General features: G+C 67.2%; 29 protein-coding genes and 1 pseudogene. 19 read left to right on the top strand and 11 right to left on the bottom strand.

Features of this window, described 5'->3' with window-relative positions:
- Positions 1–342 precede the first annotated feature (342 nt).
- From xth to grxD, 4 genes are all read left to right on the top strand, one after another.
- Positions 343–1,152, top strand: a complete 810-nt coding sequence (gene xth, locus BW990_RS10700) for an exodeoxyribonuclease III (RefSeq protein ID WP_076448035.1) — start codon at positions 343–345, stop codon at positions 1,150–1,152.
- 71 nt (positions 1,153–1,223) lie between these two features.
- On the top strand, positions 1,224–1,466 hold the full coding sequence (locus BW990_RS10705) for a BolA/IbaG family iron-sulfur metabolism protein (RefSeq protein WP_076448036.1): 243 nt from the start codon (positions 1,224–1,226) through the stop codon (positions 1,464–1,466).
- Positions 1,467–1,481: 15 nt separating this feature from the next.
- On the top strand, positions 1,482–1,619 hold the full coding sequence (locus tag BW990_RS21825) for a hypothetical protein (RefSeq protein WP_159441629.1): 138 nt from the start codon (positions 1,482–1,484) through the stop codon (positions 1,617–1,619).
- Positions 1,612–1,974 (top strand): Grx4 family monothiol glutaredoxin, encoded by a 363-nt coding sequence (grxD, locus tag BW990_RS10710; RefSeq protein WP_076448037.1) that lies wholly within the window; start codon positions 1,612–1,614, stop codon positions 1,972–1,974. Before BW990_RS21825 ends, grxD begins: the two co-directional genes overlap by 8 nt.
- Positions 1,975–2,064: 90 nt before the next feature.
- Here grxD and BW990_RS10715 read toward each other — a convergent pair whose 3' ends face one another.
- Both BW990_RS10715 and BW990_RS10720 read right to left on the bottom strand, forming a co-directional pair.
- Positions 2,065–2,460: a cell division protein ZapA gene (locus BW990_RS10715; RefSeq protein ID WP_076448038.1), complete on the bottom strand. Its 396-nt coding sequence runs from the start codon at positions 2,458–2,460 to the stop codon at positions 2,065–2,067.
- Positions 2,460–3,011 (bottom strand): hypothetical protein, encoded by a 552-nt coding sequence (locus tag BW990_RS10720; RefSeq protein ID WP_076448039.1) that lies wholly within the window; start codon positions 3,009–3,011, stop codon positions 2,460–2,462. Before BW990_RS10720 ends, BW990_RS10715 begins: the two co-directional genes overlap by 1 nt.
- Positions 3,012–3,243: 232 nt before the next feature.
- Between BW990_RS10720 and tkt the strand changes: the two genes are divergently transcribed.
- Both tkt and BW990_RS10730 read left to right on the top strand, forming a co-directional pair.
- Positions 3,244–5,259 (top strand): transketolase, encoded by a 2,016-nt coding sequence (gene tkt / locus BW990_RS10725; protein WP_076448040.1) that lies wholly within the window; start codon positions 3,244–3,246, stop codon positions 5,257–5,259.
- A 193-nt stretch (positions 5,260–5,452) separates the two neighbouring features.
- Complete coding sequence (locus tag BW990_RS10730; RefSeq protein ID WP_076448041.1) at positions 5,453–6,643, top strand: PQQ-dependent sugar dehydrogenase; 1,191 nt, start codon at positions 5,453–5,455, stop codon at positions 6,641–6,643.
- Between the two features lie 229 nt (positions 6,644–6,872).
- Here BW990_RS10730 and BW990_RS10735 read toward each other — a convergent pair whose 3' ends face one another.
- Positions 6,873–7,850, bottom strand: coding sequence for a DUF808 domain-containing protein (locus tag BW990_RS10735; RefSeq protein ID WP_076448042.1), 978 nt, complete (start codon positions 7,848–7,850; stop codon positions 6,873–6,875).
- Positions 7,851–7,925: 75 nt separating this feature from the next.
- Positions 7,926–8,294, bottom strand: a complete 369-nt coding sequence (locus BW990_RS10740; RefSeq protein ID WP_076448043.1) for a DoxX family protein — start codon at positions 8,292–8,294, stop codon at positions 7,926–7,928.
- Positions 8,295–8,478: 184 nt separating this feature from the next.
- Here BW990_RS10740 and gap (BW990_RS10745) point away from each other — a divergent pair, with 184 nt between their 5' ends.
- The 3 genes from gap (BW990_RS10745) (at position 8,479) to gap (BW990_RS10750) (ending at position 10,970) form a co-directional block, all read left to right on the top strand.
- Positions 8,479–9,483, top strand: coding sequence for a type I glyceraldehyde-3-phosphate dehydrogenase (gene gap, locus BW990_RS10745; protein WP_076448044.1), 1,005 nt, complete (start codon positions 8,479–8,481; stop codon positions 9,481–9,483).
- A gap of 227 nt (positions 9,484–9,710) precedes the next feature.
- Positions 9,711–9,869, top strand: coding sequence for a hypothetical protein (locus BW990_RS21830; protein WP_159441630.1), 159 nt, complete (start codon positions 9,711–9,713; stop codon positions 9,867–9,869).
- Between the two features lie 99 nt (positions 9,870–9,968).
- Positions 9,969–10,970: a type I glyceraldehyde-3-phosphate dehydrogenase gene (gene gap / locus BW990_RS10750; RefSeq protein ID WP_076448045.1), complete on the top strand. Its 1,002-nt coding sequence runs from the start codon at positions 9,969–9,971 to the stop codon at positions 10,968–10,970.
- Positions 10,971–11,206: 236 nt separating this feature from the next.
- Here gap (BW990_RS10750) and BW990_RS10755 read toward each other — a convergent pair whose 3' ends face one another.
- Positions 11,207–11,410, bottom strand: coding sequence for a hypothetical protein (locus BW990_RS10755; RefSeq protein ID WP_076448046.1), 204 nt, complete (start codon positions 11,408–11,410; stop codon positions 11,207–11,209).
- A gap of 194 nt (positions 11,411–11,604) precedes the next feature.
- Between BW990_RS10755 and BW990_RS22105 the strand changes: the two genes are divergently transcribed.
- Positions 11,605–11,760 carry a hypothetical protein gene (locus BW990_RS22105; protein WP_200798041.1) on the top strand — a complete coding sequence of 52 codons (156 nt, stop codon included), beginning with the start codon at positions 11,605–11,607 and terminating at the stop codon, positions 11,758–11,760.
- Here BW990_RS22105 and coaD read toward each other — a convergent pair.
- The 3 genes from coaD to BW990_RS10770 all read right to left on the bottom strand — a co-directional run bounded on the left by coaD (position 11,751) and on the right by BW990_RS10770 (position 13,732).
- The gene (gene coaD, locus BW990_RS10760) at positions 11,751–12,254 is read right to left on the bottom strand and encodes a pantetheine-phosphate adenylyltransferase (protein ID WP_076448159.1); all 504 of its coding nucleotides are present in this window, start codon (positions 12,252–12,254) and stop codon (positions 11,751–11,753) included. The genes BW990_RS22105 and coaD overlap by 10 nt on opposite strands.
- A 91-nt stretch (positions 12,255–12,345) precedes the next feature.
- Positions 12,346–12,780, bottom strand: coding sequence for a CBS domain-containing protein (locus BW990_RS10765; protein WP_076448047.1), 435 nt, complete (start codon positions 12,778–12,780; stop codon positions 12,346–12,348).
- A gap of 58 nt (positions 12,781–12,838) precedes the next feature.
- On the bottom strand, positions 12,839–13,732 hold the full coding sequence (locus BW990_RS10770; RefSeq protein ID WP_076448048.1) for a LysR family transcriptional regulator: 894 nt from the start codon (positions 13,730–13,732) through the stop codon (positions 12,839–12,841).
- A gap of 106 nt (positions 13,733–13,838) precedes the next feature.
- Between BW990_RS10770 and BW990_RS10775 the strand changes: the two genes are divergently transcribed.
- The 6 genes and pseudogenes from BW990_RS10775 (at position 13,839) to BW990_RS10795 (ending at position 20,639) form a co-directional block, all read left to right on the top strand.
- Complete coding sequence (locus BW990_RS10775) at positions 13,839–15,341, top strand: CoA-acylating methylmalonate-semialdehyde dehydrogenase (protein ID WP_076448049.1); 1,503 nt, start codon at positions 13,839–13,841, stop codon at positions 15,339–15,341.
- A gap of 791 nt (positions 15,342–16,132) precedes the next feature.
- Positions 16,133–17,278, top strand: a complete 1,146-nt coding sequence (locus BW990_RS10780) for an acyl-CoA dehydrogenase family protein (protein WP_076448050.1) — start codon at positions 16,133–16,135, stop codon at positions 17,276–17,278.
- Positions 17,275–18,300: pseudogene (locus BW990_RS22245) on the top strand (enoyl-CoA hydratase/isomerase family protein); the annotation flags it as partial. The gene BW990_RS10780 and the pseudogene BW990_RS22245, both read left to right, overlap by 4 nt.
- Positions 18,280–19,218, top strand: a complete 939-nt coding sequence (gene mmsB, locus BW990_RS22250) for a 3-hydroxyisobutyrate dehydrogenase (RefSeq protein ID WP_268794334.1) — start codon at positions 18,280–18,282, stop codon at positions 19,216–19,218. The pseudogene BW990_RS22245 and the gene mmsB, both read left to right, overlap by 21 nt.
- 84 nt (positions 19,219–19,302) lie before the next feature.
- Positions 19,303–19,755, top strand: a complete 453-nt coding sequence (locus BW990_RS10790) for a c-type cytochrome (RefSeq protein ID WP_076448052.1) — start codon at positions 19,303–19,305, stop codon at positions 19,753–19,755.
- Entirely contained in the window at positions 19,755–20,639 is an 885-nt protein-coding gene (locus tag BW990_RS10795; RefSeq protein WP_076448053.1) for a cytochrome c, read from the top strand. Before BW990_RS10790 ends, BW990_RS10795 begins: the two co-directional genes overlap by 1 nt.
- Before the next feature lie 193 nt (positions 20,640–20,832).
- On the opposite strand, the gene lipA is transcribed toward BW990_RS10795, so the two are convergent.
- Positions 20,833–21,789 (bottom strand): lipoyl synthase, encoded by a 957-nt coding sequence (gene lipA / locus BW990_RS10800; RefSeq protein ID WP_076448054.1) that lies wholly within the window; start codon positions 21,787–21,789, stop codon positions 20,833–20,835.
- 127 nt (positions 21,790–21,916) lie between these two features.
- Positions 21,917–22,975, bottom strand: coding sequence for a DUF6456 domain-containing protein (locus tag BW990_RS10805; protein ID WP_076448055.1), 1,059 nt, complete (start codon positions 22,973–22,975; stop codon positions 21,917–21,919).
- Between the two features lie 226 nt (positions 22,976–23,201).
- Here BW990_RS10805 and BW990_RS10810 point away from each other — a divergent pair, with 226 nt between their 5' ends.
- Positions 23,202–23,507 (top strand): DUF6477 family protein, encoded by a 306-nt coding sequence (locus BW990_RS10810; protein ID WP_076448056.1) that lies wholly within the window; start codon positions 23,202–23,204, stop codon positions 23,505–23,507.
- A 164-nt stretch (positions 23,508–23,671) separates the two neighbouring features.
- Here BW990_RS10810 and BW990_RS10815 read toward each other — a convergent pair whose 3' ends face one another.
- Complete coding sequence (locus BW990_RS10815) at positions 23,672–25,216, bottom strand: trimethylamine methyltransferase family protein (RefSeq protein WP_076448057.1); 1,545 nt, start codon at positions 25,214–25,216, stop codon at positions 23,672–23,674.
- A 197-nt stretch (positions 25,217–25,413) separates the two neighbouring features.
- Here BW990_RS10815 and BW990_RS21835 point away from each other — a divergent pair, with 197 nt between their 5' ends.
- Together BW990_RS21835 and BW990_RS10820 are read left to right on the top strand one after the other, a co-directional pair.
- Complete coding sequence (locus tag BW990_RS21835; RefSeq protein ID WP_159441631.1) at positions 25,414–25,584, top strand: hypothetical protein; 171 nt, start codon at positions 25,414–25,416, stop codon at positions 25,582–25,584.
- A gap of 88 nt (positions 25,585–25,672) precedes the next feature.
- The gene (locus tag BW990_RS10820) at positions 25,673–26,317 is read left to right on the top strand and encodes an outer membrane protein (RefSeq protein WP_076448058.1); all 645 of its coding nucleotides are present in this window, start codon (positions 25,673–25,675) and stop codon (positions 26,315–26,317) included.
- The last annotated feature ends 130 nt before the right edge of the window (positions 26,318–26,447 follow it).

Raw genomic sequence — 26,447 nt, forward strand, 5'->3', positions numbered from 1 at the left:
GTGCAGACATCTTATGCTCCAGTTCACGTTGATGAAGCCAGCGTTGCACGTAAAACGGGTGTTGCGACTCTTAATTTCCCCCTAAGATTGCGCTCGCGGTGCCCTTCCGCGTTTGTCCACAGAATGACGGCGGGGTAACACGCGGGCGGTTAAACAATTCTCAACGTTATCCACGAAATGCAGATTTCTGTGGATAAACACCGGGCAAGATGGCGCCTGGGCCGGAACCGTCCCCGCATCGCCCGAATGCGGGCGCGAATCATCGCCGGAAAAGACGACCTCCGGCGCTTGCATCCCCCCGTCTCGTCGCTCAAAACCGGAGCGGCACGCGCAGGAGGCTCCATGAAGATCGCCACGTTCAACATCAACGGCATCAAGGCGCGGCAGGCCGCGCTCACCGACTGGCTGTCCGAGGCCGAGCCGGATGTCGTGCTCCTGCAGGAGATCAAGTCGGTCGACGACGCTTTCCCGCGCGAGGTCTTCGAGGACATGGGCTACAATGTCGAAACCCATGGCCAGAAAAGCTTCAACGGCGTGGCGATCCTGTCCAGGCGCCCGCTCGAGGATGTCACCCGCGGCCTGCCCGGCGACGACGCCGACGACCAGGCCCGCTGGATCGAGGCCACGGTGATGGGCGACACCCATGCGATCCGGCTCTGCGGTCTTTATCTTCCGAACGGCAACCCGGTCGAGTTCGGCGCCGACGGCACGCCCGAGCATAACGGCAAATACGGCTACAAGCTCGACTGGATGGACCGGCTTCATGCGCGCGCCGAGGCGCTGATGGAGGCCGAGATGCCCGCGCTCATGGCCGGGGATTACAACATCATCCCGCAGGCCGAGGATGCCGCGAAACCCGAGGCCTGGGCGAAGGACGCGCTCTTCCTGCCGCAAAGCCGCGCCGCCTTCCGCCGCATCCTGAATCTCGGCTTCACCGAGGCGTTCCGCGCGCGCCATCCCGGCCCGGGGCATTATTCCTTCTGGGATTACCAGGCGGGCGCGTGGAACCGGAACAACGGCATCCGCATCGATCACGTCCTGATGACGCCCGCCTGCGCGGACCTGATGACCGATGTGGGCATCGACCGCGAGGTGCGCGGACGCGACAAACCCTCCGACCACGTGCCGGTCTGGGTCGAACTGGCGGCCTGAGCCCGCTTGCACCGCCGCGCCCGCCCGCCTACATCTGGGCCAATACGCAACAATCCGGAGCGCCCTGTCCCATGGCAATGCAGGCCCACGAAATCGAAGCGTTGATCCGCGCCGAGTTTCCCGACGCCAAGGTCACCATCACCGATCTGGCCGGCGACGGGAACCACTACGCCGCCGAAGTGATCGATGCGAGTTTCGCCGGCAAGAACCGCGTCCAGCAGCAGCGGGCGGTCTATGCCGCGCTGAAGGGGAAGATGGACGGCGCCCATGGCGAACTGCACGCGCTGGCGCTGACCACCAAGGCTCCGGACTAGGGCGGGCGCGGGGCGATGATGGCCTTCCTGTCCGAGACCTGGCCGATCCTGGGCGCACTCGCGCTGGTCGGCGTGATCACCTACGGCGCGCTCATGCCCTATATCCGGGCCGAGAAGCGCCGTGTCCAACAGATGGAGAAAGACGATGACTGACGCAAAGGCGCAAATCGAGGAAACCGTGAAGGCCAACGACGTGGTCCTTTACATGAAGGGCACCAAATCCATGCCGCAATGCGGATTCTCGAGCCGCGTCGCCGGCGTGCTCAACTACATGGGCGTCGATTTCACCGACGTGAACGTGCTGGCCGACGACGCGATCCGGCAGGGCATCAAGGATTACTCGGACTGGCCGACCATCCCGCAGCTCTACGTGAAGGGCGAGTTCGTGGGCGGCTGCGACATCATCACCGAGATGACGCTGTCGGGCGAGCTCGACCAGCTCTTCGCCGAGAACGGCGTGAGCTTCGACAAGGACGCCGCCGAGAAGATCCGCGAAGCCAACGGCTGATCTGAAGACGCCCGCACGGGCGGATGAAGCGGCGCGCCGCGGGCAGGTCCCGGGCGCGCCGTTTTCATGCGTGGGGCCTGCCCCGGCGCCTCAGCGCTCGGCGCGATCCTCGATATCCTGGGCCACCGCCTCGGCGCGCGCGGCCAACTCCGCCAGCACCTCGGTCACCCCCGCGGGCAGGACCGGCACCTCGATGCGTTCGGGTTCGGGCGCGGGCGCACTGGCCGCGGAGCGCAGCTGCGCCTCGAGCTCGGCCACACGCGCATCCGAGGCTGCCAGCTTCTCCTCGAGCCCGGCGGTCTTGTCCGCCAGCATCAGCCCCGCCATGAGCAGCATCCGCGGCTCGGGAATGCGGCCGATCTGGTCGATCAGCACCCGCGCCTCGGTATCGAGCATCTCCGCCGCGCTCAGCAGATAGGGTTCCTCGCCGTCCTGGCAGGCCACCGCGAAGGTGCGCCCGCCGATGGTGATGTCGACCTCGGGCATCAGGTGGCCTCCTCGGTTTGGGGCGCGTCGGCGTCGCTCTCCGCGTCGGTTCCGGCGGCGTCGGCCAGAAGCGGCGCGAGCGCGCCCAGAAGCGCCTGCGCCTCGCTGGTCTCCACTGCCCGCGCGGCGCGCAGGGATTCGAGCTCCGCGAGCATCGCCTTGTTGATCAGATGCGGCTCTCCGACATTCTCTTCGAGGGCCGCGCGCAACTCCTGGTTGGTGCCGGTCAGCATCTCGTTGGCATGGCGCAACCGCTGCAGGTCCCCGTCGAGGGCGGCGAGCCGCGCGCGGGCCTCCTCGGCCTCGGCGCGAAGTGCGGCGACCTCGGTTTCCTGCTTGGTGCGGATGGCGCGCACCCGTTCCTCGAGCTGGGCATTGGCCAGCCGCTCCTCCTCGAGCGCGGCCTGCGCCTCCGCCAGCGCAGCGGCGGCCTCCAACACGGTGTCGTCGCCGCCGGAGGCGGCACCCGCGCCGCCCAGGCTCTCGACCCCGGTCGCGATCCGGTCGAGCGCCGCCGCGATCCGCCGTTCAAGCTCGTCGATCTCACTCATGCTGTCCGCCTTCTGCCCGTCCTCATGGACCGATCTTGCGATGGCTCGGGTGCGGCCCTGCCGCGGCAGGTTGCGCCCGAATCGCTCTGGCCCTCTGTTCCGGCAACTTTATCAACAGTGATGCAAATGTGCGCCCCCTTTCCTGTCAAGGCCTTGGGAGCCACGCTTGATCTTGGCCGGGGGCCTCATTAGACGCAAGGGTGTCTCAGATCCAAGCAAGGATGACCGACCCGTGGATATCGCAGCCCTCTCCTCGTCCCACCCCGACCACTGGATGCGCGCGACCGCGATCCGCGCGCTGGCTCTCGACGCGGTCGCCGCGGCGAATTCCGGCCATTCCGGCATGCCCATCGGCATGGCCGATGTCGCGACCGTTCTCTATTCCAGGCATCTCAAGTTCGACGCCGCGCGCCCCGACTGGCCCGACCGCGACCGCTTCATCCTGTCGGCGGGCCACGGCTCCATGCTGCTCTACGCGCTGCTCTACCTGACCGGCGATGCGGAGATCACGCTCGACGAGGTGAAGAATTTCCGCCAGCTCGGTGCCCGCACCGCCGGCCATCCGGAGAACTTCCTCGCCACCGCGATCGAGACGACGACCGGCCCGCTTGGCCAGGGCATCGCCATGTCGGTGGGCTTTGCCATCGCCGAAGAGGCGCTGCGCGCGCGCTTCACCTCGAAGATCATCGACCACCACACCTATGTGATCGCCGGTGACGGCTGCCTGATGGAAGGCGTCAGCCAGGAAGCCATCGCGCTTGCGGGCCGCCAGGAGCTGGGTCACCTCGTGGTCTTCTGGGACAACAACAACATCACCATCGACGGCAAGGTCAGCCTGTCGGACCGCACCAACCAGCCGCAGCGCTTCGCGGCCTCGGGCTGGCACGTGCAGGAAATCGACGGCCACGACCCCGAGGCCATCGACGCCGCCATCGCCGCCGCCAAGGCCGATCCGCGCCCCTCGATGATCGCCTGCAAGACGCATATCGCGCTCGGCCACGCGGCGCAGGACAGCTCCAAGGGGCACGGTGCGCTGACCGATGGCGATCAGAACGCCGCCGCCAAGGCCGCCTGGGGCTGGAGCGCGGCGCCCTTCGAGATACCCGCCGACATCAAGTCCTGGTGGGAAGAGGTCGGCGCGCGCGGTGCCGCGGCCTCCGCCGAATGGGACGCGCGGCTTGCCAAGCTTTCCGGCAACAAGCAGGCCGAGTTCGCCCGCACCATGGCCGGCGAGGCCCCGAAAAAGCTGTCGGCCACGATCAAGGCGCTGAAAAAGCAGCTGGCCGAGACGCAGCCCAAGGTCGCCACGCGCAAATCCTCCGAGATGGTGCTCGAGGTGATCAACCCGATCATGCCCGAGACGATCGGCGGCTCGGCGGACTTGACCGGCTCCAACAACACCAAGACCGCGGATCTCGGCGTTTTCGACGCGGAAACCCGCGACGGGCGCTACATCTATTACGGCATCCGCGAGCACGGCATGGCCGCGGCCATGAACGGCATGGCGCTGCATGGCGGCGTGCGGCCCTATGGCGGCACGTTCTTCTGCTTCACCGATTACGCGCGTCCCGCCATGCGGCTCGCGGCGCTGCAGAAGATCCCCACCGTCTTCGTGATGACCCACGATTCCATCGGTCTCGGCGAGGACGGCCCGACCCACCAGCCGATCGAGCATCTGGCGATCTGCCGCGCGACGCCCAACACGCTGGTCTTCCGCCCCGCCGACACGACGGAGACGGCGGAGGCGTGGGAAATCGCGCTGACCCAGGATGCGACGCCGTCGGTGCTGGCGCTGTCGCGGCAGAACCTGCCCACCCTGCGCACCGAGATGAAGACCAAGAACCTCGTGGCCCAGGGCGGCTACGTTCTGGCCGATGCCGAGGGCAAGCGCCAGGCGATCCTGATGGCCACCGGCTCGGAAGTGGCCATCGCCATGGAGGCCCGCGACCTGCTGCAGGCCGAGGGGATCGGCACCCGTGTGGTCTCCATGCCCTGCTGGGAACTTTTCGAGGACCAGGACGAGGCCTACCGCAAGCGTGTGCTGCCCGGCGGTCCGGTGCGCGTCGCCGTCGAGGCGGGCATCCGCTTCGGCTGGGACCGCTGGCTCTACGGCGAGCGCGGCAAGCGCGAAAAGGGCGGCTTCGTCGGCATGCACGGCTTCGGCGCCTCGGCGCCCTCCGACGCGCTCTACGATCATTTCGGCATCACCCCCGCAGCGGTGGCCGAGAAGGTCAAATCCATGCTCTGATCCGGCCCACCCGGATCGCGGAGCGGACGCCCCGATGCCATCGGCATCGGGGCGTTTACGTGTGGGGCCCGCGGCGCCGCCCCTCGCTCGGGCCATGCCCCGACCGATCACTCGACGGTGAGTTTGCCAGCCCGGCCCGGGACGATACCTATGGGGCGTCCCGTTACGCTCGACCGAAAGGAATGCCGCCCCCATGCGCCTCGCCCTGACCACCGCCGCCACGCTGCTCTTCGCCCTGCCCGCCTGCGCGCAGGATTTCGAGCGCGGCGCGCGGAACACCGATTTCCCGCCCGCCTTCGCCGAACAGTTCCGCGCCCCGCTTGTGGACAGCGGCGTGGCGCTGGAGGTCTCGACCGTCGCGGACGGCCTGTCGCGCCCCTGGGCCGTGGCGGTGCTGCCGGGCGATGCGGGCTATCTCGTCACCGAACGCACCGGCACGCTGCGCCACATCGCGCGGGACGGCACGGTTTCGGCGCCGATTGGCGGCGTGCCCGAGGTGCTGAACGAAGGCCAGGGCGGGCTCCTCGACGTGGCGCTGGCGCCCGATTTCGCGCAGAGCCGCCGCATCTATCTCAGCTATGCCAAGCCGCTCTTCCGGGGGCGCAACGCGACCGCCGCATCCTATGCCACGCTGGCCGAGGATTTCAGCGCGCTCGACGACGTGACCGAGTTCTTCGTGCAGGAACCGGGCTCCTACTCGCCCATGCATTTCGGCTCGCGGATCGAATTCGACGGGGCGGGCCATGTCTTCGTCACCACCGGCGAGCATTTCGGCGAGGGGGAGCGCGAACTGGCGCAGGAGCTCGACACGACCTATGGCAAGACCGTGCGCTTCACCCTCGACGGCGCCATCCCCTCGGACAATCCCTTCGCAGGCAACCGCGGCAAGAACGGCGAGATCTGGTCGCGCGGGCATCGCAACCCGCAGGGCGCGCTTTACCGCGACGGCCATCTATGGACGATCGAGCACGGGCCCGCGGGCGGCGACGAGCTCAACCGGATCGAGCGCGGCAAGAATTACGGCTGGCCCGTGATCTCCTACGGCGAGAATTACAACGGCTCGCCGGTGGGCGCGAACGCCGCCGTGCAGGACGGACTGGAACAGCCGGTCTATTTCTGGGACCCGGTGATCGCACCGTCGGGCATGACGCTTTATGACGGTGCGCTGTTCGGCGATTGGCAGGGGGATATCTTCATCGCCTCGCTCAATCCCGGCGGGATCGTGCGCCTGTCGCTCGGGCCGAATGACCGCGTCACCGAAGAAGAGCGCCTGCGCATGGATCTGGGCCGCGTGCGGGACGTGGCGGTCGACCGCGATGGCGCGATCCTCGCCGTGACGGATTCGGACCGGGGCCGCCTGGTACGGCTGACGCCCGGCGGCTGAGGGTCAAAGGGCGGTGTCTTGCGAAGACACCGCCTCGAAATCCTGCGAGGATTTCGCGCCCGCAGGCCCGAAGCGCGTCGCTTTCGCCAGAGACCACGCTGAAATCCGCGTCGGATTTCCCGCCCGCAGGCCCGAAATGGATCGCCGTCGCCAGAGACCACGCCGAAATCCGCGTCGGATTTCGCCGCGTTTTCCACGATGGAAAACGCCCCCCTTCAATCCAAAGCCGTCAGAAGGACGGCGCCTTCTCCACGAACCGCGCCCAGAGCGGCGCGACGAGCTTGGTGCCCACGGGGATCAGGATCAGCCCGAGCGCCACGCCCAGAACCCCGTCGCAGAAGGCCGTCACGATCCATTCCACCGTCCCGCGCAGCCCGTCGGAGGCGAACCCCGCGGCGGCCACGGCGATGTCGTGGATGATCTCCTCGGGCGCATGCCAGCCCATCTGCGCCAGCCCGTGCACAATGATCGACCCGCCGACCCAGAGCATGGCCGCGGTGCCCACCACCGACAGCACTTTCATCACCACCGGCATCGCCTTCACGACCCCGCGTCCGAAGCCGCGCGTCAGCCCGGTCCGCCCGACCTGGGTCAGCCACAGCCCGATATCGTCCATCTTCACGATCAGCGCGACCGATCCGTAGACTGCGGTGGTGATCATCACCGCCACCATCGCCAGCGTCGCCGCCTCCATCCACAGCGTCGAGGCCGGGATCGCCGCCAGCGCGATGGTCATGATCTCCGCCGACAGGATGAAATCGGTCTTGATCGCACCCTCGACCTTCTGCTCCTCGAGATGCATGGGATCGCCGATATCGTGGCTGCCATCTGGCCCGGGCGTGTGATCGTCATGCGGCATGATCGCATGGGCGAGCTTCTCGGCCCCTTCGAAGCACAGATAGGCGCCGCCCAACATCAGAAGCGGCGGGATCGCCCAGGGCAGCAGGTTCGACAGCGCCAGCCCCGCGGGCAGCAGGAAGACCAGCTTGTTGAAGATCGAGGCGCGGGCGATCTTCCAGATGATCGGCAATTCCCGCGCGGGCTCGAAGCCCTGCACGTATTTCGGCGTCACCGCGGCGTCGTCGATCACCGCACCCGCGGCCTTCGATCCGGCCTTCATCGCCTGTGCGGTCACGTCGTCGACGGAGGCCGCCGCCACCTTCGCGATCCCCGCCACGTCATCGAGAAGTGCCAGAAGTCCGCTCATGTCATGCCCTTTCGCCGCCGGTACGCCGCCCGGTATCCCGTATGAGATCGCACCGAACCCTAATGCGCCGCGCCCTCAGCGCAAGGGCTGGCGCGCAAAGCGCCCGGGCCCATGCGCCGCCAGCACGAGGCAGCCCCCCGCGATGGCCCAGTTCTTCACGAAGATCGACATCTGCCAGGGATCCTCGGGGATCAGGTGAAAGAGGCTCGTCGCCGCGCCATAGGCAGCGAGGCTCGCCGCCACGGGGCGCGTGGCGACCCCGAAGACCAGCGCCAGCCCCGCCATCCCGTTATAGACCGCCGCGGGCCAGATCAGCAGGCCCGGCAAGCCCAACCCGGTCAGCAGCGTCATCGCCGGCTCGGGATCGGCGGCTTTCTGCACCGCGCCCGCAAGGAACAGAACCGCGAGAAGGATTCGCCCCGCGAGGCTTGCCAGATCGGCCATCCCGGCCTCCTTTCCGATTCCCGGCCGGATGTTAGCGCGACCGGTCCGCAAGGGTTAGCGCCACCAGTGCCAAATGGGTGACCTTTATCGCTAACACACTGTCGAAAAACGGGTTTTCGCGTTGCCTCCGCGAAGCCCCTGACGGTATGCAGTTGTTCACAATCTATCGGCAGGAGCAAGTCGCATGACGGTTACCCTCGGCATCAACGGTTTCGGCCGCATCGGGCGGTCCACTCTCGCACATATCGCCGAGAGCGCGCGCAACGACGTGCAGGTGGTGAAGATCAACGCCACCGGGCCGCTCGAAACCTCGGCCCATCTGCTGCGCTACGACAGCGTGCATGGCCGCTTTCCGGGCGAGGTGCGCATCTCGGGCGACACGATGGATCTGGGCCGCGGGCCGATGCAGATGTTCTCGACCTACGATCCCGCCGAGCTCGACTGGGACGGCTGCGATGTCGTGCTCGAATGCACCGGCCAGTTCAATGACGGCGCGAAGGCGGGGGTGCATCGCGCGCGCGGCGCGAAATCCGTGCTGATCTCGGCCCCGGCGAAGAACGTCGACCGCACCGTGGTCTACGGCGTGAACCATCGCGATCTGCTCGCGGGCGAGACGATGATCTCGAACGGCTCCTGCACGACGAATTGCCTTGCCCCGCTCGCCAAGGTTCTCGACGAGGCCATTGGCATCGAGAGCGGCATCATGACCACGATCCATTCCTATACCGGCGATCAGCCCACGCTCGACCGCCGCCACAAGGACCTCTACCGCGCCCGCGCCGCGGCGATGGCGATGATCCCGACCTCCACGGGGGCCGCGAAGGCTATCGGCGAGGTGCTGCCGGGTCTCAAGGGCCGGCTCGACGGCTCGGCGATCCGCGTGCCCACGCCCAATGTCTCGGCGGTGGACCTGACCTTCATCGCGCGGAAAGACGTGACCGTCGCGGACGTGAACGAGGTCGTGGCCGAGGCCGCCGCGGGCCGCATGGGCAGCGTGCTGGCCTATGACCCCGAGCCCAAGGTCTCGATCGATTTCAACCACACGACCCAAAGCTCGATCTTCGCGCCCGACCAGACCAAGGTGACCGGCGCGCGGCTGGTGCGGGTCCTCGCTTGGTACGACAACGAATGGGGCTTCTCGGCGCGCATGGCCGACGTGGCCGCCGAGATCGGCCGCCGGCTGCACTGAGCGGCACGGCGCTCCGGGTGCGGCCCGCGACGGGCCCGCACCCGGGCCATTGCCCTGCCCCTGACGGCGCATTCCCGGGCCGTCCTGCGTGACCGTCCGCCCCGCCCGGCCAGCGATCCACGCCTCCAGGCGTTCCGGCTGCAACGCTTCGCGCCCGCGAACGCGCGGCGGCTGTCCAAGCCCGTCCCGCCGATGCTACACCTGAGGGGCAGCGCCCATCGCTGCGCATGTCAGAGGCGGATATGACCAACGGACTGGCCCTTTCCCTGGGCGCGCTCATTCTCGGCGCCATCATCATGGACATGGCGATTTTCGGCACGGAGCACATGATCTTCCTCGGTCAGAAGTTCTTCCAGCTGCTCGGCTGGGTCGCGTTCTGGCGGTGACGCTTGACCGCCGCGGCGGATGGCTCACCTTGACACGTGACGACCGCTTTGATTGTTAGCGGTAACGAGGAAATCAGGTTAGCCCGGAAGGAGATCTCCATGACCACGAAAGTCGCGATCAATGGCTTCGGACGTATCGGCCGCAACATCCTGCGGGCCCTGATCGAGGGGGGGCGCACGGATATCGAGGTCGTTGCGATCAACGATCTCGGCCCGGTGGAGACCAATGCCCACCTTTTGCAATATGACAGCGTGCATGGCCGCTTCCCCGCCCCGGTGACCACAGGCGACGACTGGATCGACGTCGGGCGCGGCCCGATCCGCGTCACCGCCATCCGCGACCCGAAGGAGCTGCCCTGGTCCGATGTCGACGTGGCGCTGGAATGCACCGGCATCTTCACCTCGCGCGAGAAGGCCGCGCTGCATCTCGAGAACGGCTCCAAGCGCGTTCTGGTCTCGGCCCCCTGCTCCGAGGCGCACAAGACCATCGTCTACGGCGTCAACCATGACAGCCTGACCGCCGATGATCTCGTCGTGTCGAACGCCTCCTGCACCACCAACTGCCTGTCGCCGGTGGCCAAGGTCCTGCACGAAACGGTGGGCATCACCCGCGGTTTCATGACCACGATCCATTCCTATACCGGCGACCAGCCGACGCTCGACACGATGCACAAGGATCTCTACCGCGCGCGCGCCGCGGCGCTGAACATGATCCCGACCTCGACCGGTGCAGCCAAGGCCGTGGGCCTCGTGCTGCCCGATCTCAACGGCAAGCTCGACGGCGTGGCGATCCGTGTACCGACGCCGAACGTGTCGGTCGTGGACCTGACCTTCGAGGCGGGCCGCGACACCGATGTCGACGAGATCAACGCGGCGATCAAGGCAGCGGCGGAGGGCGAGCTGAAAGGCATCCTCGGCGTGACCGACCACAAGCTCGTGTCGATGGATTTCAACCACGACGCCCATTCGTCGATCTTCGCGACCGATCAGACCAAGGTCATGGACGGCAATTTCGTCCGGATCCTGAGCTGGTACGACAACGAATGGGGCTTCTCGAGCCGGATGCTCGACACCGCGACGGTGCTCGGCAAGTTCGTCTGAGCCCAGAATTGCCGCGGCGCGTCCGGACGGGGCGCCCGCCGCATCCCGCCGATGCCCTTACGAGACGGGCCGGTTGCGAGACAGGCCAGATACCAGACGGGCCGGACCGATGCGTCCGGCCTTTTTCTTGCGCGGCCCGCGCTTTGCGGGCTTCGCGGTCCCGGTCCCCGCAGCCACGGTCACGGCAGCCGGCATCCCCCCAGCCCCGTTGACAAATCACGCCTGTCCTACCCCGCCTAGTCCGGATTCGTGATCGCCACGGCCGCGGCATAGCCTTGTGCTGCGCGCGGCAGCAGCGCGGTCTCCACCGGCGGCGGCGGCATCAGCGGCGCGGCAAGCGTCGTGCCCCCGGCCCCGCCCATCGGAGGCGGCGGCACGGGGGCCGGCTGGTTCGGCGCCAGCGGCGAGATGCGCAGCGCGGTGACGGGCAGGATATCCATGGCATGTCCTCCGAAACAACTCGCCGCCACCCTGCCACGGCCACGGTTAACACCGGCTGAACAGCGACCTTGGCGCTATGCAATGGCTGCAGAACGGCTCTTCGGTGATGGGCGTTGTGAGCCGCGGTTCAGCGCATATGTTAGCGCCAACAGAGGCAAGAACAGCCCCTCACACACCGAACCGGAGATCAATCATGACCCTTTTCGACCACGTCAAGACCCGCCTCGACCAGCACATGCGCTATACCCGCACGCGCCACGAACTAAAGTCCCTGCCCTTCGAACAGAAGGTCGACCTGGACATCAACGGCCGGGAGGATGCGGTCGCGCGCCACGCCGTCTACGGGTGAGCAGGCCCGAAACGCTGCTCCAGCGCGGCCCGCACATCGGGGGTGACGAACTTGGTGACGTCGCCCCCGAGCCGCGCGATTTCCTTCACCAGCTTTGACGCGATCGCCTGATGCCGGGCCTCGGCCATCAGGAACACCGTCTCGATCGAGGCGTCGAGGGCGCGGTTCATGCCGACCATCTGGTATTCGTATTCGAAATCGGCCACCGCGCGCAGGCCGCGGACGATCAGCCCCGCGCCCACGTCGCGGGCGCAGTCGATCAGCAGGTTCTCGAACGGATGCACCACGATTTCGGTGCCGATATCGGCCGTCAGCGCCGTGGATTGCGCCTCGATCATCGCCACCCGCTCATCGAGCGTGAAAAGCGGACCCTTGTCGCGATTGATCGCCACCCCGATGACCAGCCGGTCGCAGAGCCGCGCCGCGCGGCGCATGATGTCGACATGGCCCAGGGTGATCGGATCGAAGGTCCCGGGATAGAGAGCGGTCCGCACGGGCATGGGCATGATGGTGTCTCGCGCTTTTTCGTTGCGCGGCACGCAACAATATTACGGTCCGGATTGCAAGCGGCTGCGACGCGCCGGGTCAGAAGCCCTTGATCATCCCCTCGAGCGCGTCCTTCTCCATCTCGAGTTCGGTCAGCTGCGCCTTCACAACGTCGCCCAGCGTGATGATGCCCACCATCTTGCCGTCCTCGACCACCGGCATGTGCCGGAACCGCCCTTCGGTCATGCGCCCCAGCACGTCCTTGGCGCTGTCGGTGCGGCTGCAGGTCTGGATGGTGCGGGTCATGTGATCGTCGACCGTGTCGTTCATGCAGCTGGCGCCCTTGGTGCCCAGCACGCGCACGATGTCCCGCTCGGACAGGACCCCTTCCACGGTGACGCCATCATGCGAGATCACCAGCGTGCCGATCCGGCGCTCCGACAGGATCTTCGCGGCTTCGTCGATGCCCGTCCCGGGGGCCACCGTGACCACCCCGTCATCCGCTTTCTGTTTCAGAATCTGATGGACCTGCATGGTGTTCCTCCCTTTGGCCGTGCCGTAGCCTCAGCGTCGGAGGTCGGGGCCCCTCCTGTCAAGTCAGACCTTCCAGCCGCGCCACTTCTTCGCGCATTCCGTCGACCAGCGCGCGCGCAAAGCGGTTCAGACGCTCCAGCCGCCGGTCGTCGGCATGGCGGATCAGGTAGAAGGACCGGGTGAGCGAGATGGTCACGGGCAACACCCGCAGCACCCGGCCCGCCGCCTGCATGGCAAAGTCGTGCAGGACCCCAATCCCCGCCCCGGCAGCCACCCAGCGCAGCTGCACCGAGGCCGAGTTCGAGGCGAGCGGGATCCGCGCCACGCCGAGGTTGTCGAGGTAATCCAGTTCCTTGTCGAAGATCATGTCGGGGATGTAGCCGACCAGCCGGTGGGCGCGCAGATCCTCCAGCGTCTCGGGCAGCCCGTGGCTGCGCACGTAGCGGCGCGAGGCGGCGAGATGCAGCTTGTAATCGCAGATCTTCTGCACCGTCAAGCGGCCCGCGGTGGGCGCGGAGACGCCGACGGCCATGTCGACCTCGCGCTTGGAGAGGTTCACCACGCGCGGCAGCGCCACGATCTGCACCTCGAGGTCCGGGTTGGCATCGGCGATGCGCGCACAGACCTGCGGCAGGAGGTAATTGGCGCAGCCATCGGGTGCGCCGATCCGGATCTGGCCCGCGATGCCCTCGGTGCGCCCGGCGACGGTCTCCTGCGCCTCCTGCATGGCCTGCTCGGCCTCCTCGGCATGGCCCAGAAGCCGCGTGCCCGCCTCGGTCAGCGCGTAACCTTGCGGGCTCTTGGCGAAAAGCGGCGTGCCGAAGTCCTCTTCCAGCCGCGCGATGCGGCGGCCCACCGTGGCCGGATCCATCTTCAGCTGCCGCCCCGCCGCCGACAGGCTTTCGCCCCGCGCGGTGGCCAGAAAGATGCGCATATCGTCCCAGCTTTTCATGTCTGTCGCTGCCCCTTGCGATTTCGCAAACCCTTTTTGGTAAGCTGCCCCTGTTTCCTTTAATTTTGCAAGGCTATCTTTCCCTGCAGAAACGAGGAGGATCGCCATGACCACCGAACTGACGCATTACATCGACGGCCAGCACGTCAAGGGCGGCTCCGGCCGGTTCTCGGACGTGATGAACCCCGCCACCGGCGAAGTGCAGGGCCGCGTGCCGCTGGCCAGCGTCGACGAGATGAACGAAGCCATCGCCCGCGCCGCCGAGGCGCAGAAGGCCTGGGGCGCCACCAACCCGCAGCGCCGCGCGCGGGTGATGATGAAGTTCGGCCAGCTCATCAACGAGCATATGGACGAGCTGGCGGAGCTGGTGAGCCGCGAACACGGCAAGACCCTGCCCGACGGGCGCGGCGACGTGCAGCGTGGTCTCGAAGTGGTCGAGGTCTGCATGGGCGCGCCGCACATGCTGAAGGGCGAGTTCACCGACGATGGCGGCCCCGGCATCGACCTCTATTCCATGCGCCAGCCGCTCGGCGTCGTCGCCGGCATCACGCCCTTCAACTTCCCCGCCATGATCCCGCTTTGGAAAATGGCGCCCGCGCTGGTGTCGGGCAACGCGATGATCCTGAAGCCGTCCGAGCGCTGCCCCTCGACCTCGCTGCGCCTTGCCGAGCTCTTGAAGGAAGCGGGCCTGCCCGACGGCGTGCTGCAGGTCGTGAACGGCGACAAGGAGGCGGTCGACGCCATCCTCGACAACGAGACCATCGCCGCCGTGGGCTTCGTGGGCTCCACGCCCATCGCGCAGTACATCTACGGCCGCGCGGCCAGCAACGGCAAGCGCGCCCAGTGCTTCGGCGGCGCCAAGAACCACATGATCATCATGCCCGATGCCGATCTCGACAAGGCCGCCGACGCGCTCGTGGGCGCGGGCTACGGTGCCGCGGGTGAGCGTTGCATGGCGATCTCGGTCGCCGTGCCCGTGGGCGAGGAGACCGCCGACAAGCTGCGCGACAAGCTCGTGCCGCGCATCGAAAAGCTGCGCGTCGGTCCCTACACCTCCGAGGACGAGGTCGATTACGGCCCGGTCATCACCGCCGCCGCGAAGGAGCGCATCGAGCGCCTGATCGGCTCCGGCGTCGACGAAGGCGCGGACCTGGTGATCGACGGGCGCGGCTTCTCGCTTCAGGGTTACGAGGACGGCTATTTCGTCGGCCCCTCCTTCTTCGACCACGTGAAGCCGGAGATGGAAATCTACCGCGAAGAGATCTTCGGCCCGGTCCTGAGCCAGGTCCGCGCGGGGACATACGAGGAAGCGCTGAAGCTCACCATGGACAACCCCTATGGCAACGGCACGGCGATCTACACCGCCGACGGCGACACCGCGCGCGACTTCGCGCACCGGGTCAATGTGGGCATGGTCGGCATCAACTTCCCGATCCCGGTGCCGCTGTCGTACCACACCTTCGGCGGCTGGAAGAAATCGGCTTTCGGCGATCTCAACCAGTACGGCCCCGACGCCTTTCGGTTCTACACCAAGACCAAGACCGTCACCGCGCGCTGGTTCTCGGGCATCAAGGAAGGCGGCGAGTTCAACTTCAAAGCGATGGACTGAGCTTTTCCGTCATGCATGCGACAAGGCCCCGGGCAATCCCCGGGGCCTTTTGCGTTCGACGCTCGGCGCGCTGGTCCTCGGGCGTGTCCCGAACATGCCGGGACAAGCTGCGGCACCGAAATGCTTGCCGCCAAACGAACCACCGCCGAAGCGCCTGCCCGCGGGACGGCGCAGCACCGTTGGAACGCAGGCGCTTAATCCCGGCCACGAACCTCTTCCGAGCGAACGCATGCATGCGCGTCACCAAAGCGCCAGCCCACCACGCCAAAGGCGTGTCACTTAAAGTGGCGCACCTCTGGGGCGACGGGCCGGGTCATGCCGGAGGCATGCGTCCCGCATGACCGCCGGAGCGCGGCGGCTGCAAGCAGCCTTGTCCCGCGCCCCGGGTGCGCAGCACACCCGGACAACCACGCAAAGTCCTGCTCAAAAAAAGCCGATCGCTCACGCGCCGGTCCGGCGGAATGGCGCTGCAACATTGCGGGCCGCGCTTATTCTTGTCACATCGTTGCTCCGTACGGGCCGTGTGCCCACGTCATCAAAGCGCCAATCCGGTGGGGCCGGACCGGCGCTGGAGCGCGGCGGCTGCAAGCAGCCTTGTTCCGCGCTCGGGGCTCGCAGCACCACCGGCGACACACCAGACGCCCTCCCCGGGCCGATGAACGGCAACCGCCCGCAAGACCAATTCTCAAGACCTGCCCGCACCCTTGCCCGCAACAATCCACCTTGCACCCGCGCCCGCGCCCTGCCACACTAATTAAACATACGTTCATTTACCGGAAGGGAGGCCGCGAATGGACTTTGCACTCACCGAGGAACAGACCGCGATCTTCGACATGGCCCATGCCTTCGGGCAGGACCGCATCGCCCCCAATGCCCAGGCCTGGGAAAAGGCCGGCGACATCCCGAAGGAGCTCTGGCCCGAAGTGGGCGCGCTCGGGTTCGGCGGCCTCTACGTATCCGAGGAAGCGGGCGGCGCGGGCCTCACCCGGCTCGATGCCACGCTCGTCTTCGAGGCGCTCTCCATGGCCTGCCCCTCGGTCGCGGCGTTCCTCTCGATCCACAATATGTGCGCCGCGATGATCGACAAGTTCGGCGCGCAGGCCATGAAGGACCGCATCCTCCCCGAGGCGATCCCGCTCGACAAGGTGCTCTCCTATTGCCTGACCGAACCGGGCTCCGGCTCGGACGCGGCGGCGCTCAAGACCCGCGCGACCCGCACCAACGAGGGCTACAGCCTCACCGGCACCAAGGCCTTCATCTCGGGCGGCGGCTATTCCGATGCCTACGTGGTCATGGCCCGCACCGGCGAGGATGGTCCGAAAGGCATCTCCGCGCTCTACGTGGAAGACGGCGCAGACGGCCTCTCCTTCGGCGGGCTCGAGGACAAGATGGGATGGCGCTCCCAGCCCACGCGCCAGGTGCAGTTCGACGATTGCCGCATCCCCGCCGAGAACCTCCTCGGCGAGGAAGGCCACGGTTTCCGATACGCCATGGCCGGTCTCGATGGCGGTCGGCTCAACATCGCTGCCTGTTCGCTGGGCGCGGCCCAGACCGCCCTCGACATGACGCTGACCTATATGGGTGAGCGGAAGGCCTTCGGCAAAAGCATCGATCAGTTCCAGGCGCTGCAATTCCGCCTCGCCGACATGGAGATCGAGCTTGAAGCCGCCCGCACCTTCCTGCGCCAGGCCGCCTGGAAACTCGACACCGGCGCGCCCGACGCCACGCAATTCTGTGCCATGGCGAAGAAATTCGTCACCGAGGCCGGAAGCCGCATCGCCGATCAATGCCTGCAGCTCCATGGCGGCTACGGCTACCTCGCCGATTACGGGATCGAGAAGATCGTGCGCGATCTGCGCGTGCACCAGATCCTCGAAGGCACCAACGAGATCATGCGCCTGATCGTCGCCCGCAAGATGCTCGAGGCGCGGGGATGACCGCCGAGACGACCGAGATCTCGATCCGCCGCGAAGGCCGCGCGGGCCGCATCACCCTGACCCGGCCCAAGGCCCTCAACGCGCTCAGCCACGCGATGTGCCTCGCCATCGAGGCCGCCCTTCTCGACTGGCTGGACGATCCCGAGGTCGCCCTCGTCCTGATCGACGCCGAGGGCGAGCGTGCCTTCTGCGCCGGGGGCGACATCACCGCGATGTATGACGAAGGCCGTCGCGGCGCATATGAAGGCGCGCGGCAATTCTGGCGCGACGAATACCGCATGAACGCGCTTCTGGCGGAATATCCCAAGCCCATCGCGGCCTTCGCGCAGGGCTTCACCATGGGCGGCGGCGTGGGCCTTGCGGGCCATGTCAGTCACCGCATCGTCGGCGACAGCACGCAGATCGCCATGCCCGAATGCGGCATCGGGCTGGTGCCGGATGTGGGCGGCTCGCTGCTTCTGGCCCGCGCGCCCGGGCGCCTCGGTGAATATCTCGGGCTGACGGCGGCACGGATGGGGCCGGGCGACGCGCTTCATTGCGGCTTTGCCGATCACTACATTCCCGAAACGGCATGGGAGACGCTCAAGACCACGCTCGCCGAGACCGGCGATCCCGAAGCCATCGCCGCCGCGGCGCGCCCCGCCCCCGAAAGCCCCCTCGCCACGCAGCAGGCCGAGATCGACGCGCTCTTCTCCGGCGAGCGCCTGATCGACATCGTCAACGCGCTGAAGGCGTCCGAAACCGAGTTCGCCGCCGCGGCGCTGAAGGCGCTCTCGCGCAACGCGCCCCTGTCGATGGCCGTCACGCTCGAGATGTTGCACCGCCACCGCGCGGGCAGCCTCGATATCCGCAAAGCCCTCGCGCTCGAATATCGCTTCACCCACCGCGCCCTGCCCGAGGGCGATTTCCTCGAAGGCGTGCGCGCCCAGGTCATCGACAAGGACCGCGCGCCGAAATGGCAGCACGCGCTCGATGCGGTGCCGCTGGCGGCGGCGGCGAAGATGCTGCAACCTGTCCGCGACGCAGAACTCGCCTTCCACGACCTTTCGGCACAGGAGACCCACGCGATGAAGATCGGATTTATCGGCCTCGGAAACATGGGCGGCCCGATGGCGCAGAACCTCGCCAAGGCGGGCCATGATGTCACCGGCTTCGACACCCAGACCGTCACGCTCGACGGCGTCGCCACCGCCGCCAGCGCGACCGAGGCCGCCAGGGACGCCGACGTGGTCATCACCATGCTGCCCAATGGCGAGATCCTGAAATCCGTCGCCGCCGAGGTGATCCCCGCGATGAAGGCCGGCGCGGTCTTTCTCGATTGCTCCACCGTCGACGTGGACAGCGCCCGCGCCGTCGCCGCCGACGCCGCCGCCGCGGGCCTTCTGCCGCTCGACGCGCCCGTATCGGGCGGCACGGGCGGCGCGCAGGCGGGCACGCTCACCTTCATGGTGGGCGGCGACGCGGCGGGGTTCGAAACGGCGAAGCCGCTCTTCGACATCATGGGCTCGAAATCCGTGCATTGCGGCGCCTCGGGCAATGGCCAGGCCGCCAAGATCTGCAACAACATGATCCTCGGCGTGACGATGATCGCCACCTGCGAGGCCTTCGCGCTCGCGGACAAGCTGGGTCTCGACCGGCAGGCGATGTTCGACGTGGTCTCTACTTCCTCGGGGCAGAGCTGGTCGATGAACACCTATTGCCCGGCCCCGGGCATCGGGCCGAAATCCCCCGCCGACAACGATTACAAGCCGGGCTTTGCCGCCGATCTGATGCTGAAGGACCTGCGCCTTGCGCGGGCGGCCGCCGAAGGCGCCGATGCCGACACGCCCATGGGTCAGGCGGCGATGGCGCTCTATGCCCGCTTCGTCGAGGAGGAGGACGGCGCGGGCCGCGACTTCTCCGCGATGCTGCCGCGCTTCGAGGCGCGCGGACGCGGCTGAGCGCCGCTGTCACGAGAAGGTGTATTTGGACGTGGCGGAATGTCGCACTATCTTCGGCGTATTGATTTAAACCGGAGTCTCCCAATGAAAGTCCTTGTTCTCTCGACGCTCTGCACCGCCCTCGCCTTGCCCGCCATGGCGCAGGATTTCAGCGCCCAGCTCAAGGCCCGCCAAGGCCAGTTCCGAATTCTCGCGATCAACCTCGGGATCATCGGCGATATGGCCAAGGGCGAGGCGGAATACGACGCCGAGGCCGCGCAAAGCGCGGCGGACTCGATCGTCGCGGTCTCGATGATCAACCAGGGCCCGCTCTGGCCCCAGGGCTCCAGCGAAATGGATCTCGAGGGAACCCGCGCCAAGGCGGAAATCTGGGACAACCTGCCGGATGTGCTGTCGAAATGGGACGATCTGGGCACTCAGGCTGCGAATCTCCAACAGGTCGCGGCCACCGGCCAAGAGGCGCTCGGCCCCGCGCTCGGCACGCTGGGCGGGACCTGCAAGGCCTGCCATGACGAGTATCGCGCGCCCCAGAACTGATGCTGCGCAAACTGACCAGCCTCGCGGCGATCGTGCTCGTCACGGGCGGCGCGGGGCTCTGGCTCACAAAGCCTCGCACCGTCGCCTCCGAGGTCTATGCGGGTCTCACGGGCGACGCGGCGCGCGGCGCGACGACCTTCACCGCGGCGGGCTGCGCGTCCTGCCATTACGCCCCCGATGCCGAAGGCGAAGCCAAGCGCGTGCTTTCGGGCGGCCAGGCCTTCAAGACCGAGTTCGGCACCTTCCACGCGCCCAATATCTCGCCCCATCCACAGGCGGGTATCGGCGACTGGTCGCTGACCGAGTTCGCCAGCGCCGTCCGCCTCGGCACCGCGCCCGAGGGGCATCACTATTACCCTGCCTTCCCCTACAGCTCCTACATTCGGCTCGAACCGCAGCAGATCGCGGATCTCTGGGCCCATCTGCAGACCCTGCCGGAAAGCGACGTGCCTTCGAAGCCGCACGATCTGGGCTTTCCCTTCTCGATCCGCGCGAGCCTCGGCGGCTGGAAGATGCTCTATCTGTCCGAGGATTGGGTGATGGACGATCCCGCCACGCACGAACTGGCGCGCGGGCGCGAACTGGTCGAGGCGCTGGGCCATTGCGGCGAATGCCACACCCCGCGCACCGCCCTGGGCGGGCTCGACCGCAAGCGCTGGCTCGACGGGGCCGCGAACCCCTCGGGCGAGGGCGAGATCCCCGGCATCGCCCCGGCCCATCTCGACTGGTCCTCCACCGATATAGCCTATTACCTCGAGACCGGCTTCACCCCCGATTTCGACAGCGCGGGCGGGCACATGGTGGCGGTGGTGGATAACTTCGCGGCCCTGCCGGCCGAAGACCGCGCCGCCGTCGCCGCCTATCTCAAGGCGCTCGGCGAGTAGGGCCCAAGGCGCGACGGCGGCCGCAAGCGCCCGCCAGTCCTGCGCTTGCCTCTTTGCAAGTACCGCCGGGGTGAATTGGCCGCTCGCGGCCAAGAGGGGCAGCGCCCCTCACCCGCGATCCGGCCCCCCGGGGGCCGGATGGCCAGACCGGCGCAGCCGCAGGCTGCACCATGGTTTCGACCGGTTCAGACGCTTAAGCCGAAGCCGCCGCGAGCTTTTTCTCCCGCGCCGCGCGCAGCCGGGCGAAATCGTCGCCGGCGTGATAGGAGGACCGCGTCAGCGGCGTCGCGGACACCATCAGGAAGCCCTTGCCCCAGGCCGCCTTCTCGTAGCTCTTGAACTCGTCCGGCGTGACGAAACGGTCGATGACATGGTGCTTCGGCGTCGGCTGCAGGTACTGCCCGATGGTCAGGAAATCCACATCCGCCGAACGCATGTCATCCATCACCTGGTGCACCTCCGCCCGGCTTTCGCCGAGCCCCGCCATCAGGCCCGACTTGGTGAAGATCGACGGATCGAGCTCCTTCACCCGCTGCAAGAGCCTCAGCGAATGGAAATACCGCGCCCCAGGCCGCACGCTCGGGTAAAGCGACGGCACCGTCTCGAGATTGTGGTTGAAGACATCGGGCTTCGCCGCCACCACGACCTCCAGCGCCTCGGGCCCGCAGCGCAGGAAATCCGGCGTCAGGATCTCGATCGTGGTGCCCGGCGCGCGGTGGCGCACGGCGCGGATGGTCTGGGCGAAATGCTCCGCCCCCCCGTCTTCCAGATCGTCGCGGTCGACCGAGGTGATGACCACGTGGTTCAGCCCCAGTTTCTGCACCGCATCGGCCACGCGCCCCGGCTCGAACACGTCGAGATCGTCGGGCCGGCCCGTGGCCACGTTGCAGAAGGTGCAGCCCCGGGTACAGATCTCGCCCATGATCATCATCGTGGCGTGACCGAGCGACCAGCACTCGCCGACATTGGGGCAGCCCGCTTCTTCGCAGACCGTGGTCAGGTTGTGCTCCCGCATGATCTTGCGGGTATCGGCATAGCCCTTGCCACCGGGGGCCTTGACCCGGATCCAGTCCGGCTTCTTGGGCTGCGGGTTGTCGGGCCGGTGCGCCTTTTCGGGGTGACGCTCTCCGGGAATTTTCAGATCGCGCATGCGCGGGCTCCCGCCTTTTCGTGGTTTTACTGGACAATAGTGCCTCGGCGCGCCCATGGCCAGTGCGTGCGACGAATAGCAGCCATTCGACCGCCCCGACGGGTCAGGAGCGCCGAAACGGCCCGGTTCAGCCGATCATGCCCGAATCCCGGCCCCGGTCGCTCTGGTAGAACCAGCTCAGCCGCTCCAGTGCGATTCGGAGCACGATCTTGCCCGACCGTGCCGACCAGCCCATGCGCTTTTCGGTGGTCTCGATCCCCTCGAGCAGACAACAGCATTGCACCGCCACATCCGCAAGCTCCGGACCCAGTACCTCGAGGGCGGCGCGGAACCGCGCCTCGGCGCCGGTGCCCGCGGGCACGAAGACCGGCCGCTCGGCCAGCAGCGACGGCACCGCCGCCGCCTTGATGCCCGACAATTCGAAATCCTCGCGCAGCCGCTCCCCGGCGCCGACCTGCCGCGGCGAGAGGAACGCCTCGCCCTCGGGCGTCTTGCGCCGGGCCAGCACCGCCAGCGGGCTGTCGCTGACCGAGAACCGCCGCTGCGCGCGCGCGGGCGCGCTTTCCCGCGCGGCCATCTGCGCGTCGATCTCGGCGCCGCTGCCGAAACCCGCCTGGCTTTCGGCAAAACCCCTGAGACGGCTTTCGCGCCCCGCCATCATCTGGTTCAGCGCCTGCCGCCCGGTCGGCGTGATGCGGTAGCGCGACACGCGCCCGGGCGCGTCGCAATGGATCCAGTCGCGCAGCGCCATGGCCTCGGCGATATCGGCACCAACGACCGCCGTGCGCACCGAACCGCCATCGCCCTGGTCGCGCACCACCACGGCCTTTTCCATGCCCTCGGCCACGGCCAGCACCGCGCCCGCCTCGCAGAGCCGCTGCAGGATCCGCTGGGTTTCGCGCTGAAAGCCCGCCGGATCCGCCACGGCCTGTTTCGTCTCAAGCTTCATCGGGATGCCCCCTTCGCGCAATTGGCCCAGCCGGTCGAGCGCTGCATCGACAAGCGGATCGTCGCGGCGCGTCTCGATCTTGCGCACCTGCCGCAACACCGTGGAGGGGTGACAGCCGGACGCCCGTGCGAGCGCTCTGAGCGAGGTCCCCGCCTCGGTGTGTTCGAGATAATGAATGGCGGCTTGCGGTACCCAATCCGGCAGAGCGATTGCGCAATCATGGTTTGTCCCTTGCATCGGTTTTTCCCCTTCGACACATCGATTTTTTGGTCTTGACGATCTCCAGAAAAACAACCTGTGGATGTATTTTGTTACTGGTTCGTTAACGATCATCTATGGGGATCAAGATTGTTTCTGAAACGTAAACAATTGGAAACACTGCGCTCGCTTCGGAATATCCGCACGCAACACCCGCTAGGGTTGTGTAAATCGGAGGGGTATCACTCGTCTGATGGAGCCACCGATGTCAAAGACCCTCGATGCGCTGGCCTGCCTGCGCCGCCCCCGCCTCTTGATCCGCGCCGCCCGGATCGGCGCCGAAGACTATCGCCGCAAGCCGCATCTCGACCGGCTGCTCGGCGCGGGCGCCTCTTACGGCCCCGGTGCCGCGCTGGCGCAGCTCATGTCGCTCGAAGCCGAACAGGAAGAGCTGCGCAATTCGGGCTCGGCCAATTACGGCGTCGCCCGGCATGTGGAGATTCTGGCGGCGATGATGGCCGAGGCCCGGCTCATCAGCCACGCCTGCCCCAGCTACCTCGCCAGCGCCTGAACCCGGCGCGGCAGCCCCTGAACGGGGGCGCCCCGGCCCAGTCTCGGACCGGTCGCGGACCGGTCGCGGACCGGCCGGCAACTGCGGCCCCGCCCCGGCATCCATGCCGCGCGGGGCCGCATTACCCCGGGCCCCGCAGGCTCGGATTTGTTTCGTTGTCAGGCTCAGGTGAAGGCGTCGGCCACCCCGGCCTTCTTCCGCGCGACGTAATCGTTCAGCGCCTCGAGCGTGCCCGGATCCATCGCGGGCGGCACGTAGCTTGCGAGCTTCCTGCGCACGATCTCGGCGGCATTCTGCGCGGTGTCGTGCGCGCCTGCCTCGCTCCAGCTTTCATAGGGCTTGTAATCCAGCACCTCCGATCGCCAGAACGCCGTCTTGAAATGGCGCTGGGTATGCGCGCAGCCCAGGTAATGTCCGCCGGGTCCCACTTCGCGGATGGCGTCCATGGCCTGGTGTTCCTCGTCGATCTCGACGCCCTTTGCCATCTGGTGCAGCGCGCCCAGCTGATCCGCGTCGATGACGAATTTCTCGAACGACGAGACCAGCCCGCCCTCGAGCCAGCCGCAGGCATGCAGCATGAAATTTACCCCCGACAGCAGGCCCACATTGAGCGAATTGGCGCTTTCGTAACCCGCCTGCGCGTCGGGCAGTTTCGAGCCGTTGAAGCTGCCCGATGACCGGTAGGGCAGCCCCAGCCGCCGCGCGAGCTGCCCCGCGCCATAGGTGATATGCGCGGCCTCGGGCGTGCCGAAGGTCGGCGCGCCGGAATTCATGTCGATCGAGGTCACGAAGCAGCCCATGATGACGGGAGCGCCGGGCCGGATCAGCTGCGAATAGGCCACCCCCGCCAGCACCTCGGCCAGAACCTGCGTCAGCGTGCCCGCGACGGAGACCGGCGCCATCGCGCCGCCCACGATGAAGGGCGAGATGATGCAGGCCTGGTTCGCCTCGGCATAGACCTCGAGCGCGCCCATCATCACGTCGTCGAAGGTCAGCGGCGAATTGATGTTGATAAGGCTCGTCATCACCGTGTTCTGGTCGACGAAATCGTTGCCGAACAGGATCTTGCACATCTCGACCGAATCGGCGGCGCGCGACGGCTCGGTGACCGACCCCATGAAGGGCTTGTCGGTCAGCGTCATATGCGCGTGCAGCATGTCGAGATGGCGCTTGTTCACCGCGACATCGGTGGGCTCGCAGACCGTGCCGCCGGAATGGTGCAGCCAGTGCGACATGTGGCCGAGCTTCACGAAGCTGCGGAAATCGTCGATCGTGGCGTAGCGGCGCCCGGTTTCCACGTCATGCACGAAGGGCGGGCCGTAGACCGGTGCGAGCACGAGGCTCTTGCCGCCGATCTCCACGTTCTTCGCGGGGTTGCGAGCATGCTGGGTGAAGCGCGCGGGCGCCGTCTTGCAAAGCTTGCGCGCAAGGCCGCGCGGGATCCGCACCCGTTCGCCGATCACGTCCGCGCCCGCATCCTTCCAGCGCTCCAGCGCGCGGGGATTGTTGACGAAGCTGACGCCGATCTCCTGCAGCACCGTCTCGGCATTCTCCTCGATGATCGCCAGCGCCTCTTCGCCGAGGACCTCGAAATTGGGAATGTTGCGCTCGATGTAGCGCGCGGTCTCGATGGAAACCGCGGTGCGTTCCGCCCGCCGCGCGGCACCGCCGCCGCTTCGTCCGCGCCTTTGCGCGCTCGCCTCGCTCATATCCGTCCGTCTCCCGTCCCGTGGCCGGCGGTTCCGCGGGCCATGCCCGGGCTCAGTATCGCAGTCCGCGCCCCGGACCCTGTCCCGAAACCGCCCTCTGAGAGGCGAAAGCGACATGGCGCATGAGATAGATCAATGGCATCCGCCGCCCGGCGCGGCAGGATGGCCCCGGGATACGGTCAGCGACCGGAAGAAGGATGGGTGAACGCAACAAGAAAAACGCCTGGATGGGACTGGTCGGCGGCGTCGGAGTCGTCGCGGCGATTGGCGGTTTCGTCGGCGGCTGGTATGCTCCGGGCACGACGATGACGCTCTCCCTGGGCATCTGGATCATCGGCGCGATGCTGGTGCGGGTGCTTCTGGACTAGGCAGCAGCGACCCTGCCGCGGGCGCACCTTCGATTTTTTGACGAGTCTTTATCGGGGAACATTGGAAACACGTATTCAGGAGTTCGACATGACACGGATCGACACGCTTTTCCCGGCCGCCGCCCTCGCGGTGGGCATCATCGCCGCCGGCGCGGCCGCCGCCCAGAGCCCGTCCAGCTGGACCGGCTATTACGGCGGCGTCTCGCTATCCTACCACGACGGCATGTTCGGCAATGACGACAACTTTCCCGGCGATGGCGATGACGGGCTGGAGGGCTACGGCGCGGGCTTCCTCTTCGGCTACAATTACCAGAACGGCAGCGTCGTCTATGGCGGCGAGCTCAGCTATGCCGCCACCGACATCAGCGGCGAGGACAGCTGCGTGAACCCCGCCTTCGATTGCGGCGCCGAGGTCGATCAGCTCGGCTCGCTGCGCGGACGGGTCGGGTATCTCGTCAATCCGCAATCGCTGGCCTATGTGACCGCGGGCTACGCCTTCGCCGATGTCTATGCCTATACCGACGGCCCCATCGGCCAGAACGGCGAGAACAAGCGCATGGACGGCTGGGTCTACGGCCTGGGCTTCGAACAGGTGCTGACCAGCCGCATCAACCTGCGCGGCGCGCTGCTGCGGCACGATTTCGCCGAGGCGGATTTCGACACCGATGTGCCTTATGACGATATCGACGTGGACTTCACGACGCTCGAAGTCGGGATGATCTTCCGGTTCTGAGCGCCGGGCGCGGGCTGCCGCACGACAGTGCCGCGGTCCGCGCCGAGCCATCCCACCGCTGCGCCCGAATGCGCGCCGCATTTGTCCGCGCGCCCCGAACCGGCATGGCCCGGGCACCTCCCGCCGCCCT

Source organism: Roseivivax lentus (genome assembly GCF_900156805.1).
Lineage (GTDB): Bacteria > Pseudomonadota > Alphaproteobacteria > Rhodobacterales > Rhodobacteraceae > Roseivivax > Roseivivax lentus.

What these genes read in the sequence shown, in the direction of transcription:
- xth (WP_076448035.1), top strand. Translation starts at nt 343, where the DNA reads ATGAAGATCGCCACGTTCAACATCAACGGCATCAAGGCGCGGCAGGCC.
- BW990_RS10705 (WP_076448036.1), top strand. Translation starts at nt 1,224, where the DNA reads ATGGCAATGCAGGCCCACGAAATCGAAGCGTTGATCCGCGCCGAGTTT.
- BW990_RS21825 (WP_159441629.1), top strand. Translation starts at nt 1,482, where the DNA reads ATGATGGCCTTCCTGTCCGAGACCTGGCCGATCCTGGGCGCACTCGCG.
- grxD (WP_076448037.1), top strand. Translation starts at nt 1,612, where the DNA reads ATGACTGACGCAAAGGCGCAAATCGAGGAAACCGTGAAGGCCAACGAC.
- BW990_RS10715 (WP_076448038.1), bottom strand. Translation starts at nt 2,460, where the DNA reads ATGCCCGAGGTCGACATCACCATCGGCGGGCGCACCTTCGCGGTGGCC.
- BW990_RS10720 (WP_076448039.1), bottom strand. Translation starts at nt 3,011, where the DNA reads ATGAGTGAGATCGACGAGCTTGAACGGCGGATCGCGGCGGCGCTCGAC.
- BW990_RS10730 (WP_076448041.1), top strand. Translation starts at nt 5,453, where the DNA reads ATGCGCCTCGCCCTGACCACCGCCGCCACGCTGCTCTTCGCCCTGCCC.
- BW990_RS10735 (WP_076448042.1), bottom strand. Translation starts at nt 7,850, where the DNA reads ATGAGCGGACTTCTGGCACTTCTCGATGACGTGGCGGGGATCGCGAAG.
- BW990_RS10740 (WP_076448043.1), bottom strand. Translation starts at nt 8,294, where the DNA reads ATGGCCGATCTGGCAAGCCTCGCGGGGCGAATCCTTCTCGCGGTTCTG.
- gap (WP_076448044.1), top strand. Translation starts at nt 8,479, where the DNA reads ATGACGGTTACCCTCGGCATCAACGGTTTCGGCCGCATCGGGCGGTCC.
- BW990_RS21830 (WP_159441630.1), top strand. Translation starts at nt 9,711, where the DNA reads ATGTCAGAGGCGGATATGACCAACGGACTGGCCCTTTCCCTGGGCGCG.
- gap (WP_076448045.1), top strand. Translation starts at nt 9,969, where the DNA reads ATGACCACGAAAGTCGCGATCAATGGCTTCGGACGTATCGGCCGCAAC.
- BW990_RS10755 (WP_076448046.1), bottom strand. Translation starts at nt 11,410, where the DNA reads ATGGATATCCTGCCCGTCACCGCGCTGCGCATCTCGCCGCTGGCGCCG.
- BW990_RS22105 (WP_200798041.1), top strand. Translation starts at nt 11,605, where the DNA reads ATGACCCTTTTCGACCACGTCAAGACCCGCCTCGACCAGCACATGCGC.
- BW990_RS10765 (WP_076448047.1), bottom strand. Translation starts at nt 12,780, where the DNA reads ATGCAGGTCCATCAGATTCTGAAACAGAAAGCGGATGACGGGGTGGTC.
- BW990_RS10770 (WP_076448048.1), bottom strand. Translation starts at nt 13,732, where the DNA reads ATGAAAAGCTGGGACGATATGCGCATCTTTCTGGCCACCGCGCGGGGC.
- BW990_RS10775 (WP_076448049.1), top strand. Translation starts at nt 13,839, where the DNA reads ATGACCACCGAACTGACGCATTACATCGACGGCCAGCACGTCAAGGGC.
- BW990_RS10780 (WP_076448050.1), top strand. Translation starts at nt 16,133, where the DNA reads ATGGACTTTGCACTCACCGAGGAACAGACCGCGATCTTCGACATGGCC.
- mmsB (WP_268794334.1), top strand. Translation starts at nt 18,280, where the DNA reads ATGCTGCAACCTGTCCGCGACGCAGAACTCGCCTTCCACGACCTTTCG.
- BW990_RS10790 (WP_076448052.1), top strand. Translation starts at nt 19,303, where the DNA reads ATGAAAGTCCTTGTTCTCTCGACGCTCTGCACCGCCCTCGCCTTGCCC.
- BW990_RS10795 (WP_076448053.1), top strand. Translation starts at nt 19,755, where the DNA reads ATGCTGCGCAAACTGACCAGCCTCGCGGCGATCGTGCTCGTCACGGGC.
- lipA (WP_076448054.1), bottom strand. Translation starts at nt 21,789, where the DNA reads ATGCGCGATCTGAAAATTCCCGGAGAGCGTCACCCCGAAAAGGCGCAC.
- BW990_RS10805 (WP_076448055.1), bottom strand. Translation starts at nt 22,975, where the DNA reads ATGCAAGGGACAAACCATGATTGCGCAATCGCTCTGCCGGATTGGGTA.
- BW990_RS10810 (WP_076448056.1), top strand. Translation starts at nt 23,202, where the DNA reads ATGTCAAAGACCCTCGATGCGCTGGCCTGCCTGCGCCGCCCCCGCCTC.
- BW990_RS10815 (WP_076448057.1), bottom strand. Translation starts at nt 25,216, where the DNA reads ATGAGCGAGGCGAGCGCGCAAAGGCGCGGACGAAGCGGCGGCGGTGCC.
- BW990_RS21835 (WP_159441631.1), top strand. Translation starts at nt 25,414, where the DNA reads ATGGGTGAACGCAACAAGAAAAACGCCTGGATGGGACTGGTCGGCGGC.
- BW990_RS10820 (WP_076448058.1), top strand. Translation starts at nt 25,673, where the DNA reads ATGACACGGATCGACACGCTTTTCCCGGCCGCCGCCCTCGCGGTGGGC.